We start from the raw sequence: 21603 nt of genomic DNA on the forward strand, positions 1-21603 counted from the left end.
TTATTACAATAATTATAGATACCAATGGAACTTAAAAAAGATGACTCCTGTTCAATACAGAAATCATCTTCTTATGGCAGCATAGGCTTTTTATAAAATGTCCTTTACAAAGGGTACACTTTAGTTTCTCTGCGGTCTTTTTTATTGTGCATTACTATCTAAAAACACTATCCTCAAAGAGTCCATTCTCAACAAAACAATTTTTTTATACTGAATATATAGAAAATGGTATGATAGTAAATAAAAAAAGGAGGCGACGGTTTTATGAAGGATCAATTAGGAAGACCATTAAGAGATTTACGGATTAGTGTTATTGATCGCTGTAATTTTCGCTGTCAATATTGCATGCCAAAAGAAATCTTTGGTCAAGACTATCCATTTCTCCCTCCTAGTGAATTATTAACATATGAGGAATTAGAAAGGCTAGCAAAGGCTTTTGCTGAGCTAGGAGTCGAAAAAATACGTTTAACGGGTGGAGAGCCTCTATTACGAAAAGATCTACACTTACTAATAGAAAAACTAATTCAAATAGAGAATATTAAAGATGTTGCTTTAACAACAAATGGTGTGCTTCTTCCTAAATATGCTCATTCTTTGAAAGAGGCCGGGCTGCAAAGAGTGAATATAAGTCTAGATAGCTTAAATGATCAGTTATTTGGCGAAATTAATGGAAGAAACGTTGGAGTGAATCCAGTCAAAAAAGGGATTGCTGCAGCTAAAGCTGCGGGACTGGGGATAAAAATTAATATGGTAGTAAAAAAAGGTTTAAATGATTCTGAAATTATTCCTATGGCAACCTTTTGTAAAGAAAACGAATTAGAGCTTCGGTTTATTGAATACATGGATGTAGGAAGTACAAATGGTTGGAGTATGAAGGATGTTATCACAAAGAAAGAAATATATGAGATTTTAGCAGAGAACTTTGAATTACTTCCTGTAGAAGCCGCTTACTACGGGGAAGTGGCAAAAAAATATCAATATCAAAATACCAATATACATGTTGGATTTATCACTTCCGTATCAGAATCATTTTGCTCTACCTGCACTAGAGCTAGACTTTCAGCGAACGGACATTTATATACATGTTTATTTAATGGAAATGGACATTCTATTCGAGATTTTATGAGAAAAGATGTTAGTGATAGTGAATTAGTTGAGTACATAGTAAACATTTGGTCTAATCGTAATGATCGGTACTCCGATGAACGAACAGAGGAAACAAGGAAAAATAGAAAGAAAATAGAAATGTCATACATTGGTGGTTAAAAAAGGGGGACTAATTAGTGGAAAGTAGAACACCTATACCTGTAAAAGAGGCGGTAAAGAAAGTAATGGATTTCCAAAAGGAAGGGCAATCCGAATTAATACCACTTCTTGAAAGCAATAATAGATACTTAAGCAAAGAGATAGTGGCTACATATGATGTTCCAAGATTTGATCGTTCTGCATACGATGGTTTTGCCCTTCGCTCTGTTGATACAAATGGTTTAACAAAGGACTATACAAAATCCTTTAAGATTGTAGACGAAATTGGTGCAGGACAGGTTTGTAAGAAATCAGTTGGTGAATTTGAAGCAGTTAGAATTATGACAGGGGCTATGCTGCCATCTGATTGTGATGCTGTAGTAATGTTTGAAGTAGCAAATGAATACCAAGAAAATGGACAAGCATTTATAAAACTAGATCATTCGGTAAAAAAAGGAGCTAATCTTTCTTTTCAGGGAGAGGATGTAACCGAAGGAAGCTTACTTGTTGAAAAAGGAACCAAAATTAATCCTGGAATCATTGCTCTGCTTGCAACCTTTGGATATGAATATGTTCCAGTTGCAAGAAAACCAATAGTAGGGGTTTTTGCAACTGGATCGGAGTTATTGGAAGTAAATGAACCACTTGAGGAAGGGAAAATACGTAATAGTAATGCATACATGATTCTAGCTCAAATAGAAAGAGCTGGTGCCATTCCTATTTACTTTGGGAAGTTAGAAGATCAGTTAGAGCAAAGCTATCAATTAATGAAGGAAAAATTATCAGAAGTAGATATACTTGTTACTACTGGTGGTGTTTCTGTAGGAGACTATGATTTTCTTCCTGAAATTTATAATAAATTAGGTGCTAATGTATTGTTTAATAAAATAGCCATGCGACCAGGCAGTGTCACAACAGTAGCTCATATTGCAGATAAACTTCTATATGGATTATCAGGAAATCCTTCTGCATGCTATGTTGGATTTGAACTTTTTGTAAGACCGATTATAAGAACAAGTCTTTTTTCTAAGGAGCCACATTTATTGAAAGCACAGGCCATATTAGGAGAAGATTTTTTAACTGCCAATAGTTTTACAAGGTTTTTCCGAAGTACAGTACAATACCATTCAAACATCCTTTACACCTATCCAAGCGGTGTAGATAAAACGAATATAGTAAGTAGCTTAGCATTTGCTAATGCACTTACCATTCTACCTGGTAATAAAGAAGGCTATGCAAAAGGTGAGAAGGTGGAAGTACTTTTGCTAGAGGATGATAGAGGATCTGAATGGCCATGGGATTAACCCATATAAAATTTTTATGTAAAGGGGCAAGAAAATGAGTGCAGAAAAAAAGTTATCAATACAAGAACAAGAAGAACTATTAAAAACATTAAAAACTCGCTTTGAGAAAAACATGCACCGTCATGAAGGTATGGAGTGGGGGAAGGTTCAGGAAAAACTCGAAGCTCATCCAGAAAAATTGTGGTCTCTTTCTGAAATGGAAAGAACAGAGGGAGAACCAGATATCATTGAATATGATAGCAACAATGATCAATACACCTTTTATGATTGTTCAAAGGAAAGTCCTAAAGGAAGAAGAAGTTATTGCTATGATCGAGAAGCGTTAGAGGCACGGAAAAAACATAAGCCGGAAAATAATGTACTAGATATGGCTGCTTTTATGGGAATTGAACTTCTAACAGAAGTAGAATATCGAGTATTACAGCAACTAGGTGAATATGATTTAAAAACCTCTAGTTGGGTAAAAACACCAGAACATATTCGTAAACATGGAGGAGCCATCTTCTGTGATCGCCGCTATGACACCGTATTTGTGTATCATAATGGAGCAGACTCTTACTATGCTGCTAGAGGATTTCGAGGGTCTTTAAGGGTATAGGAAGTTGTCCTGTTATTTAAACTTATATTGTTACATAAAGCCTCTTCATTAATTTGATAAGGCTTTTTCCTATTTTATGCTACAAATAAAGTTACGAAGAACATCCTATTTACCTCGTTAAATTTCTGAATAATAAGAAAACAAAAACTTTTATGAAAAACAGTTGCTTTTATGGAGTGTTGTTTTTATAATAAGAGAATCTTAGATTAATAAATATAAATAAAAATGATTAAATATACATAAAAAGAAGAAATGGAGGAAGCTATGAAAGCAGCAATTATAGGAACAACCGGTTATGGTGGGGCAGAATTGATGCGAATATTACACAGCCATCCAATCTTTACTATACACTCTGTGCATACAACAAGAGAGGAATTGCCTGTATCAAATGAGTATCCGCATCTCTATAACATTATTAATCAGACTTTAGAGCCTATTAATCCAAATAAAATAGCGGAAGAATGCGATATTGTCTTTTTAGCAACTCCAACTGGTGTGTCTGGAAAATTGGTATTGGATTTTTTAGATAAAAATATACAGATTGTAGACTTATCTGGTGACTTACGACTAAGAAATACGGAGGATTATCAAAAGTGGTATAAGAAGGAACCTGTATCTAAAGAGGTGGTACAGAGCTTTGTATATGGCCTATCAGAGTGGAATAAAGATCAAATTGCAAGTTCAAATAAGGTTTCTAATCCAGGATGTTATCCAACTGCTACACTCTTAGGTTTAGCTCCATTAGTACAAGAAAATCTCATTAGTCCGAGTAGTATCATTGTAGATGCGAAATCAGGTATTTCTGGAGCTGGAAGAAGTCCTTCTCGATCTACGATGCTGGCAGAAATGAATGAGAATTTTAAAATATACAAAGTGAATGAACATCAGCATATTCCAGAAATAGAGCAACAGTTATCTGATTGGAATCCTGAAATGCAACCAATCACCTTTTCGACACATTTATTGCCAACTAATAGAGGTATTATGGCAACTATATACGTATCATTGAAAGAAAGCTTAAGCACTAAAAATATTCATAATCTATACATGGATAAATATTCTAATCATCCTTTTGTAAGAATAAGGCCACTAGGAACATATCCATCTATTAAAGAGGTAAATGGATCTAATTATTGTGATATAGGTTTGCATGTGGATGAACGAACAGGTAGATTAACAATCATTTCAGTTATTGATAATTTAATGAAAGGGGCTGCAGGGCAAGCTGTTCAAAATGCCAATATTATGAATGGCTTTGATGAAGTAACTGGGCTACAGTTTCTACCCCTATACCCTTAAGGAGGAGCAAATGGTGCAAGTGATTACAAGTCAAGAAGACGTTACATCTCCAATAGTGGAGGTAAAAGAGGGAAGCATCGTAACACCAAAAGGATTTAAGGCAGCAGGTGTGCATGCAGGTCTTCGATATAATAAAAAGGATATTGGGGCAATTGTAAGTGAAGTACCAGCAAATTGTGCAGCCGTATATACTACTAGTCATTTTCAAGCGGCTCCTCTTAAGGTAACACAGGATTCCATAGCTTCCGAAAAGCTAATTCAAGCAGTCGTTGTTAATAGTGCTTGTGCCAATGCATGTACGGGAGATCAAGGATTGAAAGATGCCTATAGGATGCGCCAATTAATGGCAGAGGCACTTCAAATAAAAGAAGAATATGTAGCAGTTTCTTCCACTGGGGTAATTGGTGAATTCCTTAAAATGGATAAAATAGAAGAAGGAATTAAAAAGTTAGAATTTCATCATACAACGGAATATGCAACTGCTTTTCAAGAAGCGATTCTCACAACAGATACGGTTATGAAGAAATGCTGCTATCAAGCAACTATTGCTGGAGTAACTGTAACAATGGGCGGTACATCTAAAGGGTCGGGAATGATTCACCCTAATATGGCAACTATGCTTGGTTATATCACGACAGATGCCAATATATCATCAGAAGTACTTCAAGGTGCTTTAAGTAAAGTTATCCCAACAACTTTTAACCAAATTACAGTAGATGGTGATACATCTACAAATGATACAGTGCTAGTATTAGCAAACGGGATGGCAAATCATGAACCATTAACGGAAAATCACCCAGATTATCCACTGTTTCTAAAGTTACTATCTGTCACTTGCGAGAGCTTAGCAAAGCAAATTGCCAAAGATGGAGAAGGTGCAACAAAGTTAATTGAAGTGGCTGTTTCAGGGGCTAAAACAGATGAAGAAGCAAGAATGATTGCGAAACAGATTGTCGGATCTAATTTAGTGAAAACAGCTATCTATGGATCAGATGCCAATTGGGGCAGAATAATCACGGCAATTGGTCAGACAGAAACAGATGTGAATCCATCAAGTGTTGATATTGCGATTGGTCCTATCCGTATGTTAATTAAGAGTGAACCTCAAGGTTTTTCGGAAGAGCAAGCAATAGAATACTTAAATCAAGATTTTATCCAAATATTCGTTGATTTACACAATGGAAATGGTGCAGGCAAAGCATGGGGATGCGACTTATCTTATGATTATGTCAAAATTAATGCTAGCTATCGAACTTGAGGTGAATAGATGAAGACTATACTGATAAAATGCGGCGGTAGTGTTATTGATCAACTCTCAGAGGAGTTTTTTGCTAGTTTAAAAGAATTAAAGAATGATGGATATCAATTAGTTTTTGTTCATGGCGGGGGACCAGATATTAATGAAATGCTAGAGCTTTTTCAAGTGAAGCCTGAATTTCATGATGGTCTTCGTAAAACCACTGAAGAAACTATGGCTATAGTGGAAATGGTGCTATCAGGTAAAACAAATCGTAAATTAGTTCATTTACTAAAACAAAATGGATTAAATAGTATTGGAATTAATGGAACGGATGATAATTGTATTGCTGCATCTATTATAGATGAAGAAAAATTAGGATTAGTTGGAAATGTACGAAATGTTAATTGCAAGCTGATTTCTTCCTTACTAGAAGAAGGCTATCTTCCTGTTATTACACCTTTAGGGGTGACAGAAGATGGGAAAAAGCTAAATATTAATGCAGATTATGCAGCTTCTGCTGTTGCCAAGAGTTTAAAGGTGGAACAATGTTTGTTTGTTACAGATGTTGCAGGTGTAAGAATAGACGGAGAATATCAATCTGTTATGGCACAAGAGGAGATTCTTCACTATATAGAAGAAGGACAAATAACTGGTGGAATGATTCCGAAAGTCACATCAGCATTAGCTGCCTTACAGAGTGGATTAAATAGTGTCATGATTGTTTCTGGTAAGAATAAATTCTACGATAAGAAGAAGCTACAAGGAACTCAAATTATTGAGAAAGTAGGGGTACTATAATGAGTCATTTATTTCCAACCTATTCAAAATGGGAAATAGAACCTGAATCAGCAAAAGGGACTTTTATATATGGTAAAGATGGAAAAACATATCTAGACTTTACATCAGGTATTGGTGTATGTAATTTAGGTCATTGTCAGGAAGAAGTAAAGACAGCAGTAGAGCAGCAACTAAATAAGTTTTGGCATGTTTCTAATATGTTTCCTATCGATTTACAAGAAAAAACAGCTGCGTTGTTAACAAAAGCATCTGGTTTAGATGTGGTGTTTTTTGCAAATAGTGGGGCAGAAGCAAATGAGGCTGCCATTAAATTAGCTCGTAAAGCTACAGGAAAAACAAAAATTCTAACCTTTTTGCAATCTTTTCATGGCAGAACCTTTGCTACTATGTCAGCAACTGGTCAGGATAAAATTAAACAAGGCTATGGACCAATGTTAGAAACATTTGAATATCTTCTATATAATGACCTAACTGCATTAAAAGAGAAAATCAAAGATGATGTTGCTGCTGTGATGCTTGAAGTGATTCAAGGGGAAGGTGGAGTACACCCCGCTAAAAAGGAATTTCTTCAGGAAGTAGAGGCTTTATGTAAAGAAAATGGAGTATTACTTATCATTGATGAAATTCAAACAGGAATAGGAAGAACAGGTAAACCTTTTGGATTTCAGCATTATCAAATAAAACCTGATATTATCAGTGTGGCTAAGGGTTTAGCAAATGGTATACCTGTTGGTGCTATTGTAGCTGATGGTAAGCTAAAAGAAGTTTTTGGACCAGGAAGTCATGGGACAACATTTGGTGGAAACCCAATTGCTATGGCAGCAGCGGCAAAAACGTTAGAAATTATTTTTAAAGAAGCCTTCTTAGAGGAAGTGCAGCAAAAAAGTACATTCTTATTTTCTTTATTACAACAAAAACTTGCGAGTATTCAAATGGTAAAAGAGATTAGAGGAATTGGCCTGATGATTGGCATTGAGTTAGATCAATCAGTGAGTAATATCTTAGGTGAATTACGTAGTGAAGGTCTCATTGTATTAAATGCAGGAGATAATGTAATACGTTTATTACCTAGCTTGAATACATCGAAAGAAGAGATAGAAAAAGCGGTTTTCACTCTTGAAAAAGCATTAAATATTTATGCAAAAACTACAGTCTAATATGTATTTTTTTGCAATTTGATGTATAATTATAAGAAAAGTAGTGTAACTATACATGAATTATCGAGGTGTACAAAATGGAAGGTTATTTGCACTTAAGTAATGGCATCACATATAAAGGGGAATTCCCTACAAAGTTAAAGGAAGTTAATATTATTGGAGAAATCGTATTTTTCACTGGTATGACAGGGTATCAAGAGGTATTAACAGATCCTTCATACAAAGATCAAATCATTGTATTTACTTATCCGTTAATTGGAAATTATGGCATAAACAAAGAAGACTTTGAGAGTAAGAAACCCCATGTAGCGGGAGTTATTGTATACGAGGCAAATAAAGAAGCATATCATTACCAAGCAGAATATTCATTGTTTGAATACTTGGAAAAATGGAATATTCCACTTCTCACACATGTCGATACAAGAGACATCGTAAAAAATATTCGTGTGTCAGGTTCTATGCCTGCAGTACTTTCCATGAATAAGGAGATATCTTCTGATAGCTTCGTACTAAATCAAGACGTAAAAGTAGCAAAGGTATCTGAAATGAACTTTCATTCCTATGGAGAAGGGAAATATCATATAGTACTTGTTGATTTTGGTAAAAAAGAGAGTATGTTAACAGCTTTAGTAGAGCGTGGCTGTAAGGTGACAGTTGTACCTTTTAACACTTCCTATTCCAATATAAAAACATTGCAACCTGATGGAATACTCTTATCTAATGGACCAGGAGATCCGAAAGAATTGGTCAGCATATTGCCAACTATTAAAGCATTAATTCAATCATATCCTACTTTAGGGATTTGCTTAGGACATCAATTAGCAGCTCTTTCTCTTGGAGCACATACAACGAAGCTTTCGTTTGGTCATAGAGGAGCTAACCATCCAGTAATGGATAAGACGAACAATAAATTAATTATGTCTTCTCAGAATCATAGTTATGTAGTAACAGAAGATAGCTTGCATAATACGGGCTGTCTCGTAAGATTTTATAATCTGCATGATCAATCAGTAGAAGGGCTATCACATAGTATTTACCCTCTGCAAACAGTACAATTTCATCCAGAAGCGAATCCTGGACCAGCAGAAGGTTGCTATATATTTGATGAATTCGTAGAAAACGTAAAAGCGAATAATGGGAGAGTTTTTGCATATGCCTAAAGACACAGCGATAAATACCATATTAGTGATAGGATCAGGACCAATTGTTATCGGTCAGGCAGCAGAGTTTGATTATGCTGGAACACAAGCTTGCATGGCATTAAAGGAAGAGGGATACAAAGTTATTCTTGTTAATAATAACCCTGCAACCATTATGACAGATCAAAGCTTTGCAGATGCAATCTATTTTGAACCTTTAACAGTAGATGTGTTGGAAAAAATTATTCAAAAAGAGAAACCAGAAGGACTTCTTGCTACATTAGGAGGGCAAACTGGATTAAACCTTGCTTTTCAGCTTAATGAACATGGAATTCTTGAAAAGTATAACGTGAAATTGCTAGGAAGTTCTATTGAATCCATTAAAAAAGGGGAAGATAGAGAAAAATTTCGAGCATTAATGTATGAGTTAAATGAGCCAGTACCTGAAAGTAAAGTAGTACATTTTGTAGAAGAAGCTATTGAATTTGCAGATGAAATTGGGTTCCCAATTATAGTCCGACCTGCATATACATTGGGAGGAACAGGTGGCGGAATTGCAGATGACATGGAAGAATTCACGAAACTTGTATCTGGTGGACTAAAGGAAAGTGCAATTGGACAATGCTTAGTGGAAAGAAGTATTGCTGGCTTTAAGGAAGTGGAATATGAAGTAATGCGTGATAGCATGAATACATGCATTACTATTTGTAATATGGAAAATATTGATCCAGTAGGAATTCATACAGGTGACAGTATTGTTATTGCTCCATCCCAAACATTAACAGATGTAGAGTATCAAATGCTACGTTCTGCTTCTATTAAAATCATTTCTGCCTTAGGAATTATAGGTGGATGCAATATCCAATTTGCTTTAGATCCGAATAGTAAAAAATACTATTTAATTGAGGTAAACCCAAGGGTAAGTCGTTCCTCTGCACTTGCTTCCAAAGCAACTGGTTATCCTATAGCACGAATGGCTGCAAAGCTAGCAGTAGGATATACGTTAAATGAAATCATTAACCCAGTTACAGGGGATACATTTGCAAGCTTTGAACCAGCTCTAGATTATGTAGTAGTTAAGTTTCCTAAATGGCCATTTGATAAATTTCCAACTGTTGCAAGAAAACTTGGAACACAGATGAAGGCTACAGGAGAAGTAATGGGAATTGATAGAAATATAGAAAGAGCCTTGTTAAAAGCTATTCGTTCCTTAGAGATTAAAGGTGTAGATTTAACTATACCAGGGCTGGAGCATAAATCAGTTAGCGAGCTATATGCGGGTATGTTAGAGCAAACAGACGAAAGATTTTTTATCATTCTAGAATTGATAAGAAGAGAAGAATCACTCTCAAGCATTCACGAATTAACAAAAATTGATTTGTTTTTCCTTCATATCTTTAAGAGATTAATAGGGATGGAAAAGGAAATAATCCAAACTTCTATAGAAACAGTATCGAAAGAAAGTATGCAAAAATGGAAAGAAAAAGGATTTAGTGATGCTTTCCTTGCAACTGCATGGAACACATCGGAGAGTGCTATTCGTCATAAACGTAAGGAGCTTGAAGTATTGCCTATTTATAAAATGGTGGATACTTGTGCAGCTGAATTTGAAGCAAAAACCAATTACTATTATTCCAGTTTTTACGGAAGCAATGAGCAGAAGGTTAGTGAAAAGAGAAAAGTACTTGTTATTGGAAGTGGACCAATTAGAATTGGCCAGGGAGTAGAGTTTGATTATTGCTCTGTTCATGGTGTTTTTGCTTTAAAGGAAGAAGGCATAGAAACGATCATTATTAACAACAACCCTGAAACAGTTAGTACAGACTTTGCAACTGCCGATCGTTTGTACTTTGAACCACTAGTAATTGAAGATATTATGAATGTCATGGAATCGGAAAATATTCAAGATGTTATCGTTCAATTAGGTGGTCAAACGGCTATTAATGTGGCTAAAGGATTAGAAGCATTTGGCGTAAATATCTTAGGAACAAAAAGTGAAACAATCGATGTTTTAGAAGACAGAGATTTGTTCTATAAGCTATTAGAGGAAGAGGATATTCCACATATTCAAGGGGATATTGTTCAAAATAAACAACAGATTATAGAATCCGTTCAAAAGCTTGGTTATCCAGTTTTAATTCGTCCTTCCTATGTAATTGGTGGTAAAGGAATGGAGCGTATTAATAATGAGATAGAATTAAACAATTATTTCCTAAGTGATATTCCTTATCCTGTCCTTGTTGATCAGTTTATGGAGGCTTCAGAGGCGGAATTGGACTTAGCTGCAGATGGAACCGATATATGTGTGCCAGCTATTATGGAGCATATTGAGAAAACAGGTGTACATTCAGGTGATAGCTTATCTATCTTACCAGCAAGAAATCTCTCCAATCAAGTGAAGGGAAAAATGCTTGATTATGCGAAGCGAATTGTGACTAATACAGGTTATAAAGGATTAATGAATATTCAATACATTGTGAATGGAGAAGACGTATATGTTCTAGAGGTAAATCCTCGTGCAAGTCGGACTGTTCCTATTGTAAGCAAGGTTACTGGTGTTCCTTTAGTACAAATTGCGACAAAAATATTGCTTGGGAAATATTCATTATCAGAAGATGAGAAAGTTTTCAAAGATAATATTGAGTTTACTTGTATTAAATATCCTGTCTATTCTAATTATGCTTTAAAGGGATTAGATTCTAAAGTAGGTCCTGAAATGCGTTCAACTGGTGAAGGAATTGCTTTAGCAATGAGTACAGAAGAAGCTTTAAAGAAAGTCTTTCACCCAACTCTTAAAGTGATGAAACAACAGGACATGAAAATTGTCATAAAAACAATGGAAGATGTCGAAGAACTAAAGGCTGCTGCTAAGGATGTAAATATACTGGTAGAAATAGCTAGTGAAGAAAATATTAAATCGTTATTATCAGATAAACAAACAGTTGCTTTCTATAATAATACAGATAAAGAAACAGATAAGCTTTATCGAGAAATGGCAACAATAAATAGAATTATTACCTTTACCCAAAAAGAAAGTGTTGAAGCGTTTATTCACTCACTAAAAGTAAATGACTTTACTGTCCACTCTATTCAAGATTGGCATAAAACGTTAGCAAAAGGAGTAAGTGTCGTATGATTGGAACATCAGAGCTTGATTTAAAAGGCAAAGATTTATTATCGTTAAAAAACTACTCAAAAGAAACCATTTTAGAATTATTAAATAAAGCGAAGGAATTAAAAGAGTCCCACCTCCAAGGAGAAATCATTGAACCGTTAAAAGGGAAAACACTGGGAATGATATTTGAAAAGTCTTCAACTCGTACAAGAGTATCCTTTGAAGCAGGTATGTTGCAATTAGGTGGGCATGCACTTTATCTTAATAGTCGTGATCTTCAAATAGGAAGAGGAGAGCCCCTACCTGATACTGCTAAGGTACTGTCTCAATATGTTGATGCTATTATGATTAGAACTTTCTCTCATAGCACAGTAGAAGAACTGGCAGAGCATGCTTCTATTCCTGTAATCAATGGATTAACAGACCTTTATCATCCTTGTCAGGCTTTAGCAGATTTATTAACTTTACTAGAAGTGAAAGGCACACTAAAAGGATTGAAGCTAGCGTACATTGGAGATGGAAATAACGTTGCACACTCTTTACTAATAGCATGTTCAAAAGTAGGTGTAGATATTTCTATCGCTACACCAAAATCTTATGAAGCATCAGAAGAAATTGTTGAGCTAGCTAAATCTTTTGCTGAAGCTAATGGAAGTAACGTAACTATTACTCATGATCCAATTGAAGCTGTTCAACAAGCAGATGCTATCTATTCTGATGTTTGGACTAGTATGGGACAGGAAGCAGAAAACGAGCAAAGACTACAAGACTTCCAAGGGTTCCAAGTAAATGCTGAACTAGTAAAATATGCTAAAGAAGACTATGTTTTCCTGCATTGCTTACCAGCTCACCGCGAAGAAGAAGTAACAGCAGAAATCATTGATGGTAAACATTCTTATGTTTTCCAACAAGCAGGAAATAGACTACATGCTCAAAAAGCATTGTTGGTAGAAATACTGAAATAATTAATTGTATAACAATAGTAATTGAAGTGGGGTTGTATTAATAAAATAATCAACCTCCTTCATTATAAGAATAACTATAATCTTCTGTTAATAGGTTATCTTTCATCTAAGCTGTAGGTTTTGTTTATAACAAACCTACAGTTTTTTAATGAAAATAGAAACTTAATATCACCATACATTCTTTACTTTATTTACCGTAATGTAAATCGTAAAAAAGGTCATACTAATTAGCAGTTAAGTAAACCTATTTTACTTAATGGTTTGTTTGTGACTTATGAAGGAGGAGTTTATTTTGGGACAAAATAGACAGTTTCGTCCAGGTCAAAAAGCACCAAACAATGGTATGTATATAGAAATAGGAGAAACAGGTAGTAACGTAAATAACCCACAGAAGTTAAAGATGAAAGCAGGAGATCATTTTCCTGAAAACTCCAACCATAATCGTGTTTGGACATACCAAAGAAAACCATAAATGGACAGGTTTCACTTCTTGGTAATGGGTTAAATTATATAATGTAAAGATTTAAAGGAGATGTCTTTAAGCATCTTATACAACAGAGATTCGTAGTGTATAAGAACTTAGAGACATCTCTTTACATATGGGAAAAATATACTATAATAATATCAAAGGTCAAAAATGGTCAAAGACGGAGGCGAATGGTATGAATGTAGAACAAATGACAGAAAGAGTACAATTAGCCATTACAGAAGCTCAAGCACTAGCTAAAAGTGAAAGTCATCAAGAAGTTGATGATATTCATTTGTTTCTTGCTATCCTTCAACAACAAGATAACTTACTTGCTTCAATATGGAACAAACTAGACAAAAGTTCTGAACAATTAAAGAAAATTCTTGAAAGTGAGTTGGCAAAGAAGCCTCAAGTTACTTTCAATGGTTCACAAGAAGGTACCATTTATATTACTAGTCAATTACAAGGACTCTTTACACAAGCAGATAAAGAAAGACAATTATTAGAGGATGATTATTTATCTATTGAGCATGTGATTCTAGCTGCAAGTATAGAAGAGAAAACATCTATAGGGAAAATCTTCAAACAAGAAGAGATTCGATATTCTGAACTCATGAAAGTAATAAAAGAAGTTAGGGGGTCACAAAAGGTGACATCTAAAAATCCTGAAGCAACACATGAAGTGTTAAAAAAATATGGTCGAGATTTAGTAGAAGAAGTAAAAACAGGGAACGTAGATCCAGTCATTGGCAGAGATAATGAAATTAGAAATGTAATTCGTATTTTATCAAGAAAGACAAAAAATAACCCAGTACTAATTGGGGAGCCAGGTGTAGGAAAAACAGCAATAGTGGAAGGTCTTGCTCAGCGAATTGTGAGAAAAGATGTTCCAGAGGGATTAAAGGATAAAACAATCTTTTCTCTAGATATGGGAGCTTTAGTTGCTGGAGCAAAGTTTAGAGGAGAATTTGAAGAGAGACTTAAAGCGGTTTTACAAGAAGTGAAGAATAGTGATGGAAGAATTATCCTCTTTATTGACGAGTTGCATACGATTGTAGGTGCAGGAAAAACAGATGGTGCAATGGATGCTGGCAATATGTTAAAGCCTATGTTAGCAAGAGGAGAGCTTCATTGTATAGGAGCAACAACTCTAGATGAGCATAGACAGTATATTGAAAAAGATCCTGCGTTAGAAAGACGCTTTCAACAGGTGTTAGTATCAGAGCCAACTGTTGAGGATACAATAGCCATTTTAAGAGGATTGAAAGAAAGATTTGAAGTGCATCATGGAGTAAATATACAAGACCGTTCCATTATAGCGGCGGCAACCTTATCTGACAGATATATTACAGAACGATTTTTACCAGATAAGGCAATTGATTTAATTGATGAAGCTTGTGCCATGATTCGAACAGAAATTGATTCTATGCCTATTGAAATTGATGAACTAACTAGAAAAATTATGCAACTAGAAATAGAGGAAGCTGCCTTAAATGGAGAACAGGATGATAATAGCAAAGAAAGACTTTCTATTATTACGAAAGAATTGGCAGAGTTAAGAGAAAAAGCGAACAGTTTAAAAGCAAAGTGGCAACTTGAAAAAGAGGCATTAGAAGGAATCAATGAAAGAAAAGAACAATTAGAAAAGAAAAAACGGGAGCTTGAAGAAGCCGAGAATAATTATGATCTGAACAAAGCAGCTGAACTAAGACATGGTAGTATCCCTAAATTAGAAAAAGAAATTAAAGAGCTAGAAGAGAACGAGAAGCAAAAGAATGAAGAGAGAATTCTGAGAGAAGAAGTGACAGAAGAGGAAATTGCTAATATTGTAGCAAGATGGACAGGTATTCCTGTAACGAAGCTTGTGGAAAAAGAACGAGAAAAGCTACTGCGTTTAGAACAAATTTTACATGAACGAGTGGTAGGTCAGTCAGAAGCAGTACAACTTGTTAGTGATGCCGTTCTTCGGGCACGAGCTGGAATCAAAGATCCTAATCGACCAATTGGTTCCTTTTTATTTTTAGGTCCAACAGGTGTAGGAAAAACAGAACTAGCAAAAGCATTAGCAGCAAGTCTGTTTGATAGTGAGGAGCATATTATTCGCATTGATATGTCTGAATACATGGAAAAGCATGCTGTTTCCCGACTAATTGGTGCGCCTCCAGGTTATATTGGCTACGAAGAAGGTGGCCAACTAACAGAAGCCGTTAGAAGAAAGCCTTATTCCGTAGTCTTGTTAGATGAAGTGGAAAAGGCACATCCAGAGGTATTTAATATTCTTCTTCAAGTATTGGATGATGGGAGAATTACAGATTCTAGAGGAAGAACAGTTGATTTTAAAAATACAGTAATCATTATGACATCAAACCTAGGTTCTCATTTGTTATTAGAAGGCACTGGAGAAGATGAAATTCCAGAAGAGGTAAGAAATGGGGTAATGAATACATTGAAGGGTCATTTTAGACCAGAGTTCTTGAATAGAATCGATGAAGTTATCCTATTCAAGCCATTAACATTGGAAAATATAACGAATATTGTAGACAAGTTAGTAGAAAATCTTCAATCAAGATTATCCAATCAATACATTTCTATAAGCATGACAAGAGCTGCAAAAGAATTTATAGCAAAAGAAGGATTCGATCCTGTGTTTGGAGCAAGACCATTAAGAAGATTTCTACAGAAAACAGTAGAGACACTGATGGCTAAAGAAATAATAGCAGGAACGATAAAGGAAAATGATACTGTAGAAATTGATTTTAATGGAAAAGAAATTGTTATAAACAAATAGATAGGGATGTTCTATTGTTCACCAGGCATTGGTCTAAAAAAGTGATTTTAACTCTAAGGTAGCAGGATTTAAGCAAAAAAAAGCGAAGAAATATAAAAAGGTGTTTAAATATCTGCAACAATTGTGCATATATTTAAACACCGACTGATATTTTATTGATTAATGAGAACCTTCTTGACGTGTAGGTTCATCTGGAATAATTGCAGAAATAAGAAATACTAACAATGAAAAGACAACTGTTAGAATTAACCCCATTGTGAAGCTAAATGGTACTCCATTCATTGAACCAACCACATATACTAGCATTTGAGAAAGTACAAACGTCCAAAAAATTGTCATTATGTAACGCAAATGAATTCACCTCTTTTAATAAAGCTACTTTTTCTATATCCATCTTATCATAATGCTCTTAATTAATAAACGGGTATTATCAGGTTTCACTGCTCCGTAATATTTTATGTTTACTAGCATAATTTGCAACATGTAAATATATTCATTCCTGTATTTCTTCCAGAAAGATAGGCAAACTCCCTTACATTTTAATAAAAGAGACATACATTATTAGAAGGAAATTGTTTGAAAAGGAGTTTTTATAATGGAGAACCGGAACTTTCAGCTAGATACCGAATGGAATATGTTACATTATCCTCCACAACCTAATGGTTTCGGTATCTTGATAATTGGAGATGAAAGGAACTTTGTGACTGACTCTAGTAGCTATTGGAACCAGAATGAGGGGAAAAAGCTACTAATTGATTCACTTAGAAATGAAGGTTACACGATCTTTTACTCGAATCTTTACGGTAAAAACTGGGGAAGCGAAAAAGCATTGCAATTAGCCAAGAGATTATATGAATATATTATAAGAACAGAAATACTCAATCAGAAAATTCATATTATAGCGGAAGGAATGGGAGCACTTACAGCCATTCAGTTAATGATGGAAATGCAAGATAATATACGTTCGGTAGTTCTTTTAAATCCAATTCTCTCCCTTAAGGAACATCTAGAAAGAGAACAGGAGCATAGATTTTTTTTCAAAAAATTAAAGTCTGAGATTAGTATTGCTTTCAACACAAATCAGAAGGAGCTACTGAGCTTTCTCAAAAGTAGAGAAGAATATCAGTTAGAGGATACAAAAACACCGACTAAAATCATTCATACTTTACAAAATGGAAGATCCTATTATCAAGCAAATGAATTGAAGCAAGCTTCGGTTAGTTGGGAAGAAAAAAACCTACCAATCTTAGTATCGTATGTATTACCTGAAAAAAGAAGTGCTATCTCTAGTCAGATTGAGGCTTTCTTTAAAAAGAATGAAAAACATCTATAATAATTCTTCATGCTACATGCTGTTCTAAAGTGGTTACTGCTAGAGCAGCATTTTTGTATTTACCTTACATAAAGAAGGGAAATATTTGTTTATGCGTATGCATAATATACAGTAAAGAATGGTATTAGGAGGCTTTTTCATGCAGAAAGCAATCATTTGTGGAGTATATCAATTCCTTGGGTTTCAATTATGCTCCTATCTCTTAGAGAGTGGAGTGGAGATAGTTGGATTTACACCTCCAGCTATCTCTATAGATCATTTAGAGGAGAAGAAAATGGAGATTGGAAGAAATGCAAACTTTAATGAACGGAAATGGAATGATTTTCATCAAGTTGTACAACTAAATGATAGTCACCTTTTTATAGATCTTTATTCATTAAATAGTGAGAGAATAATCTATTCTACTGTTAAGAAGTTTTTAGAAGAGAAGGCTGTTCAAAGTGCTTTAGAGAATGTATCAGTTACTATTCTAGCTAATATTACATCACTAACTAGTAAAGAACCAGCATTTTGGGAACAAGAGAATTTTAAGGATCTTAATTTGAAGGTCATATACTTACCCACTTTATATGGACCATGGCAGCCACATGAATTTTCTTTTCAACAGTTACTTAGTAATAAAGAAAAAGAGATACAAGTGAATGATGCTGAGTATATTTTAGATGCTATTTATATAGAAGATGCTGTTATGGAAATTATAAGACAATCTAAAAAGATAGAAAGTGCATCCCTAGTTTTTAGAAGCAATGTTTCTAACCATTGGAAAGCATGTACGGAACTATTAGAGTGGAATGTACAGCTACCAAGGAATCATGCTAGCATCATTTCTTTTGAAGAAATGATGGAGGTAATAGTAACTAATAAACATAGTCTCCGTGATAACTTAGATAAGCAAAAAAAACACTATGAGTTATTTAGAATATAGTGTTTTTCTTTCATAAGAAAAAGGGCATTTAAGCAACTAAATAATGGGAAACTAGAATGCTAAAGAATCTCCATTAAAAGAAGGTGGGAACGTACAATTATCTAGATTACATTCCTTAATCTATCCACTTTTTCAATAATGGAGATAGATCCTTAAGTAAAGGCTTAATTTCATTGGCTGAGGTCATAAATAGTTCTACATTTTTCATTAATAATGCTATATCAATTTGATCAATATAGTTCATAATAGCATTTATATTACCATCATCATCGCTATCTATTTCTTCCTCTACTGCTTCATCTCTATTAGTATTTGCTCCAAGGATCCAAGCATCTCCTTTTCTTCTTCTAGGTTCATTTGGTTGTATTTTACTATGGCTATCTCTGTTCTCTCTTCTTAATGGAGTGGCACCGAACATGAATTTAGAAAGATGATCAACTTCTTCTTTTTCCTCTAATTCGTTTTCCTTCTCCTCTAACTCGAACTCATGTATGTTGTGTTTTTCTTCCATTTAGATACCTCCCTTCTCCGATAAGGATCAGTCTATATAAATCTCCTATTATATTATGAAAATAAAAGGACAGATGCTTAGACCAATGTATATACTAAGCAAAATATGTTGCCAAAAGAAGGTGGATTTTGATAAAATTAGTACCAAGTCATAATATTTGATAATAATATATATGGTAGTATTTATATACTTTATTGTTGTTGCTCTAGAAAGATTTAAGGGTAAGCTAATAAAACAAGCATAATAGGTAATGAAAAGGAAGATTTACCGTATAAACGGTGATTATAAGGGAGCTGAACGCTTTGAGTACAGGAATAATAGGCATTGGTCGCGAGTTACCAGAAAAAATCCTAACAAATTTTGATTTAGAAAAAATGGTTGATACTAATGATGAGTGGATTCGAACAAGAACTGGTATTGAAGAACGTAGAATTGCAGATGACAATACAGAAACATCTGATATTGCTTATGCTGCTGCAAAGAAAGCTATTGCTGATGCTGGTATTACTCCAGAAGATATTGATATGATTCTAGTGGCAACAGTAACACCAGACCAAGCATTTCCCTCTGTTGCATGTATGATTCAAGAGAAATTAGGTGCTACAAAGGCTGCTGCGATGGATTTGAGTGCTGCTTGTGCAGGATTTATGTATGGTATGGTTACAGGTAAACAATTTATTGACTCAGGTGTTTACAAACATGTATTAGTGGTTGGAGTTGAAAAGCTTTCAAAAATCACTGACTGGGAAGATCGAAACACTGCTGTGTTGTTTGGTGATGGTGCAGGAGCTGTTGTATTAGGGAAGGTTTCAGAAGGGAGAGGTATTCTTTCCTTTGAACTTGGTGCAGACGGTACTGGTGGAAAGCATTTATTCTTAAATGAGCAAGACTATATTTATATGAATGGTAGAGAAGTTTTTAAATTTGCTGTTCGTCAAATGGGCGAAAGTAGTGAAAATGTATTGGCGAAAGCTGGGTTAACGAAAGAGGATGTTGATTTCTTAATTCCACATCAAGCAAATATTCGTATTATGGAAGCTTCTAGACAAAGGTTGAATTTACCTGAAGAAAAGCTTTCCAAAACAGTTCATAAGTACGGAAATACAAGTGCAGCTTCTATTCCTATTTCTTTAGTAGAAGAGTTAGAAGCAGGAAAAATTAAAGAAGATGATGTTATCGTTATGGTTGGCTTCGGTGGCGGTCTAACTTGGGGTGCCATTGCTATACGCTGGGGTAAATAAGAAGTCTTTTAATAGCTCAAAAGAGATAATCACAAACTAGATACTAAAGAGAAAAGGAGAATAAATCAATGAGTACGAAGAAGAGAGTAGTTGTTACTGGAATTGGTGCTGTAACACCATTAGGTAATGATGCATCAACAACTTGGGAAAATATCGTTGCTGGAAAGTCTGGAATTGGACCATTAACAAGAGTAAATGCAGACGAATATCCAGCTAAAGTAGCAGCAGAATTGAAAGATTTTAATGCGGAAGATTATATGGAGAAAAAAGAAGCGAGAAAAATGGATCGCTTTACTCAATATGCTCTAGTAGCTTCACAAATGGCAGTAAAAGATGCTGAATTAGAAATAACAGATGCTAATGCTCCTCGCGTTGGTGTTTGGATTGGTTCTGGAATAGGTGGAATGGAGACATTTGAAAATCAATATGAAATGTTCCAAAAAAGAGGCTATAAGCGTGTAAGTCCTTTCTTTGTACCGATGTTAATACCAGATATGGCGTCTGGACAAGTTTCCATCTCGCTAGGGGCAAAAGGAGTCAACTCTTGTACGGTTACAGCATGTGCAACTGGTACTAACTCTATTGGAGATGCATTTAAAGTCATTCAACGTGGTGATGCAGATGCTATGATTACTGGTGGAGCAGAAGCGCCTATCACAAAAATGTCTGTAGCAGGATTTTGTGCTAACACGGCATTATCCTTTAATCCAGATCCAAATACAGCAAGTAGACCGTTTGATGCTAATAGAGATGGTTTTGTAATTGGGGAAGGTGCAGGAATTGTTGTCCTAGAAGAGCTTGAGCATGCTCTAGCAAGAGGAGCAAAAATCTATGCTGAAATAGTTGGCTATGGTTCAACAGGAGATGCTTATCATATAACATCACCTGCTCCAGGAGGAGAAGGTGGAGCGAGAGCAATGAAAATGGCAATCGATGATGCTGGTTTAACTCCAGAAGATATTTCATACATTAATGCACATGGGACAAGTACTGCATATAATGATAAATTTGAAACAATGGCAGTAAAAGAAGTTTTCGGTGAGCATGCATACAAAGTACCAATGAGTTCTACAAAGTCTATGACTGGTCATTTACTTGGAGCTGCAGGTGGAATTGAGGCAATCTTTAGTGTGTTAGCTATAAGAGATAGTGTCCTACCACCAACTATTAACTTTGAAACAGCTGATCCTGATTGTGATTTAGACTATGTAGTAAATACCCATAGAAAACAAGAAGTTAATGTGGCTATGAGTAACTCATTAGGCTTCGGCGGACACAATGCAACGATTGTGTTTAAAAAGTATCAATAATAACTAAACAAGCTAGTGGCAACTTTTCTAAATCAGATTTGTTGCCACTAGCTTTTTATTTATAATTATTATAAATTGATATTGACTATCATCATAAAGTTGATATAATTAAATTTATATAATAGGTGTTAAACAAAGAGAATCAAGAGTCAAGCATGGGCTTTCT

At 34.9% G+C, this 21603-nt stretch carries 19 protein-coding genes; 17 read left to right on the top strand and 2 right to left on the bottom strand.

Going from position 1 to position 21603, the window contains the following annotated elements; all coding sequences use genetic code 11:
• From F9279_RS14820 to clpB, 13 genes are all read left to right on the top strand, one after another.
• Window positions 1–85, top strand: an 85-nt coding sequence (locus tag F9279_RS14820) for an IS3 family transposase (RefSeq protein WP_152113033.1), incomplete at its 5' end; no start/stop codon positions are given.
• A gap of 179 nt (window positions 86–264) precedes the next feature.
• Entirely contained in the window at window positions 265–1266 is a 1002-nt protein-coding gene (gene moaA / locus F9279_RS14825; protein ID WP_152114372.1) for a GTP 3',8-cyclase MoaA, read from the top strand.
• 17 nt (window positions 1267–1283) lie between these two features.
• The gene (glp, locus tag F9279_RS14830; RefSeq protein WP_152114374.1) at window positions 1284–2549 is read left to right on the top strand and encodes a gephyrin-like molybdotransferase Glp; all 1266 of its coding nucleotides are present in this window, start codon (window positions 1284–1286) and stop codon (window positions 2547–2549) included.
• Between the two features lie 34 nt (window positions 2550–2583).
• Window positions 2584–3147, top strand: coding sequence for a DUF4256 domain-containing protein (locus F9279_RS14835; RefSeq protein WP_152114376.1), 564 nt, complete (start codon window positions 2584–2586; stop codon window positions 3145–3147).
• 264 nt (window positions 3148–3411) lie between these two features.
• Window positions 3412–4446 carry an N-acetyl-gamma-glutamyl-phosphate reductase gene (gene argC / locus F9279_RS14840; protein WP_152114378.1) on the top strand — a complete coding sequence of 345 codons (1035 nt, stop codon included), beginning with the start codon at window positions 3412–3414 and terminating at the stop codon, window positions 4444–4446.
• A gap of 10 nt (window positions 4447–4456) precedes the next feature.
• The gene (argJ, locus tag F9279_RS14845) at window positions 4457–5704 is read left to right on the top strand and encodes a bifunctional ornithine acetyltransferase/N-acetylglutamate synthase (protein WP_152114379.1); all 1248 of its coding nucleotides are present in this window, start codon (window positions 4457–4459) and stop codon (window positions 5702–5704) included.
• A gap of 9 nt (window positions 5705–5713) precedes the next feature.
• Window positions 5714–6484, top strand: a complete 771-nt coding sequence (gene argB, locus F9279_RS14850) for an acetylglutamate kinase (RefSeq protein WP_152114381.1) — start codon at window positions 5714–5716, stop codon at window positions 6482–6484.
• Complete coding sequence (locus F9279_RS14855) at window positions 6484–7641, top strand: acetylornithine transaminase (protein ID WP_152114383.1); 1158 nt, start codon at window positions 6484–6486, stop codon at window positions 7639–7641. The genes argB and F9279_RS14855 overlap by 1 nt, the downstream gene beginning before the upstream one ends.
• A gap of 77 nt (window positions 7642–7718) precedes the next feature.
• Window positions 7719–8801, top strand: a complete 1083-nt coding sequence (locus tag F9279_RS14860) for a carbamoyl phosphate synthase small subunit (RefSeq protein ID WP_152114385.1) — start codon at window positions 7719–7721, stop codon at window positions 8799–8801.
• Window positions 8794–11916, top strand: coding sequence for a carbamoyl phosphate synthase large subunit (locus F9279_RS14865; protein WP_152114387.1), 3123 nt, complete (start codon window positions 8794–8796; stop codon window positions 11914–11916). Before F9279_RS14860 ends, F9279_RS14865 begins: the two co-directional genes overlap by 8 nt.
• On the top strand, window positions 11913–12860 hold the full coding sequence (gene argF, locus F9279_RS14870; protein ID WP_152114389.1) for an ornithine carbamoyltransferase: 948 nt from the start codon (window positions 11913–11915) through the stop codon (window positions 12858–12860). Before F9279_RS14865 ends, argF begins: the two co-directional genes overlap by 4 nt.
• A gap of 292 nt (window positions 12861–13152) precedes the next feature.
• A complete protein-coding gene (locus tag F9279_RS14875; RefSeq protein WP_152114392.1) occupies window positions 13153–13332 on the top strand; it encodes a YjzC family protein in 180 nt (59 codons plus the stop codon).
• A gap of 190 nt (window positions 13333–13522) precedes the next feature.
• Window positions 13523–16117 (top strand): ATP-dependent chaperone ClpB, encoded by a 2595-nt coding sequence (gene clpB, locus F9279_RS14880; protein WP_152114394.1) that lies wholly within the window; start codon window positions 13523–13525, stop codon window positions 16115–16117.
• A 159-nt stretch (window positions 16118–16276) separates the two neighbouring features.
• Here the strand turns inward: clpB and F9279_RS14885 are convergent, their stop codons facing one another.
• Window positions 16277–16456 carry a YjzD family protein gene (locus tag F9279_RS14885; protein ID WP_193224590.1) on the bottom strand — a complete coding sequence of 60 codons (180 nt, stop codon included), beginning with the start codon at window positions 16454–16456 and terminating at the stop codon, window positions 16277–16279.
• 256 nt (window positions 16457–16712) lie between these two features.
• Between F9279_RS14885 and F9279_RS14890 the strand changes: the two genes are divergently transcribed.
• Both F9279_RS14890 and F9279_RS14895 read left to right on the top strand, forming a co-directional pair.
• The gene (locus F9279_RS14890; RefSeq protein ID WP_152114398.1) at window positions 16713–17450 is read left to right on the top strand and encodes a hydrolase; all 738 of its coding nucleotides are present in this window, start codon (window positions 16713–16715) and stop codon (window positions 17448–17450) included.
• A gap of 139 nt (window positions 17451–17589) precedes the next feature.
• Window positions 17590–18375: a hypothetical protein gene (locus tag F9279_RS14895; protein WP_152114400.1), complete on the top strand. Its 786-nt coding sequence runs from the start codon at window positions 17590–17592 to the stop codon at window positions 18373–18375.
• A 115-nt stretch (window positions 18376–18490) separates the two neighbouring features.
• Here the strand turns inward: F9279_RS14895 and F9279_RS14900 are convergent, their stop codons facing one another.
• Window positions 18491–18886, bottom strand: coding sequence for a hypothetical protein (locus F9279_RS14900; protein ID WP_152114402.1), 396 nt, complete (start codon window positions 18884–18886; stop codon window positions 18491–18493).
• 302 nt (window positions 18887–19188) lie between these two features.
• Here F9279_RS14900 and F9279_RS14905 point away from each other — a divergent pair, with 302 nt between their 5' ends.
• Entirely contained in the window at window positions 19189–20127 is a 939-nt protein-coding gene (locus F9279_RS14905; RefSeq protein ID WP_152114404.1) for a beta-ketoacyl-ACP synthase III, read from the top strand.
• A 68-nt stretch (window positions 20128–20195) separates the two neighbouring features.
• On the top strand, window positions 20196–21437 hold the full coding sequence (fabF, locus tag F9279_RS14910; protein ID WP_152114406.1) for a beta-ketoacyl-ACP synthase II: 1242 nt from the start codon (window positions 20196–20198) through the stop codon (window positions 21435–21437).
• The last annotated feature ends 166 nt before the right edge of the window (window positions 21438–21603 follow it).

The sequence above is a fragment of the Bacillus sp. B1-b2 genome, assembly GCF_009183415.1.
Classification (GTDB): Bacteria; Bacillota; Bacilli; order Bacillales; family Cytobacillaceae; genus Niallia.

Coding starts and splice junctions, on each gene's coding strand:
- F9279_RS14900 (WP_152114402.1), bottom strand. CDS start 18,886: ATGGAAGAAAAACACAACATACATGAGTTCGAGTTAGAGGAGAAGGAA.
- F9279_RS14890 (WP_152114398.1), top strand. CDS start 16,713: ATGGAGAACCGGAACTTTCAGCTAGATACCGAATGGAATATGTTACAT.
- argC (WP_152114378.1), top strand. CDS start 3,412: ATGAAAGCAGCAATTATAGGAACAACCGGTTATGGTGGGGCAGAATTG.
- F9279_RS14835 (WP_152114376.1), top strand. CDS start 2,584: ATGAGTGCAGAAAAAAAGTTATCAATACAAGAACAAGAAGAACTATTA.
- F9279_RS14895 (WP_152114400.1), top strand. CDS start 17,590: ATGCAGAAAGCAATCATTTGTGGAGTATATCAATTCCTTGGGTTTCAA.
- F9279_RS14860 (WP_152114385.1), top strand. CDS start 7,719: ATGGAAGGTTATTTGCACTTAAGTAATGGCATCACATATAAAGGGGAA.
- F9279_RS14885 (WP_193224590.1), bottom strand. CDS start 16,456: ATGACAATTTTTTGGACGTTTGTACTTTCTCAAATGCTAGTATATGTG.
- argJ (WP_152114379.1), top strand. CDS start 4,457: ATGGTGCAAGTGATTACAAGTCAAGAAGACGTTACATCTCCAATAGTG.
- F9279_RS14865 (WP_152114387.1), top strand. CDS start 8,794: ATGCCTAAAGACACAGCGATAAATACCATATTAGTGATAGGATCAGGA.
- clpB (WP_152114394.1), top strand. CDS start 13,523: ATGAATGTAGAACAAATGACAGAAAGAGTACAATTAGCCATTACAGAA.
- F9279_RS14855 (WP_152114383.1), top strand. CDS start 6,484: ATGAGTCATTTATTTCCAACCTATTCAAAATGGGAAATAGAACCTGAA.
- argF (WP_152114389.1), top strand. CDS start 11,913: ATGATTGGAACATCAGAGCTTGATTTAAAAGGCAAAGATTTATTATCG.
- argB (WP_152114381.1), top strand. CDS start 5,714: ATGAAGACTATACTGATAAAATGCGGCGGTAGTGTTATTGATCAACTC.
- moaA (WP_152114372.1), top strand. CDS start 265: ATGAAGGATCAATTAGGAAGACCATTAAGAGATTTACGGATTAGTGTT.
- fabF (WP_152114406.1), top strand. CDS start 20,196: ATGAGTACGAAGAAGAGAGTAGTTGTTACTGGAATTGGTGCTGTAACA.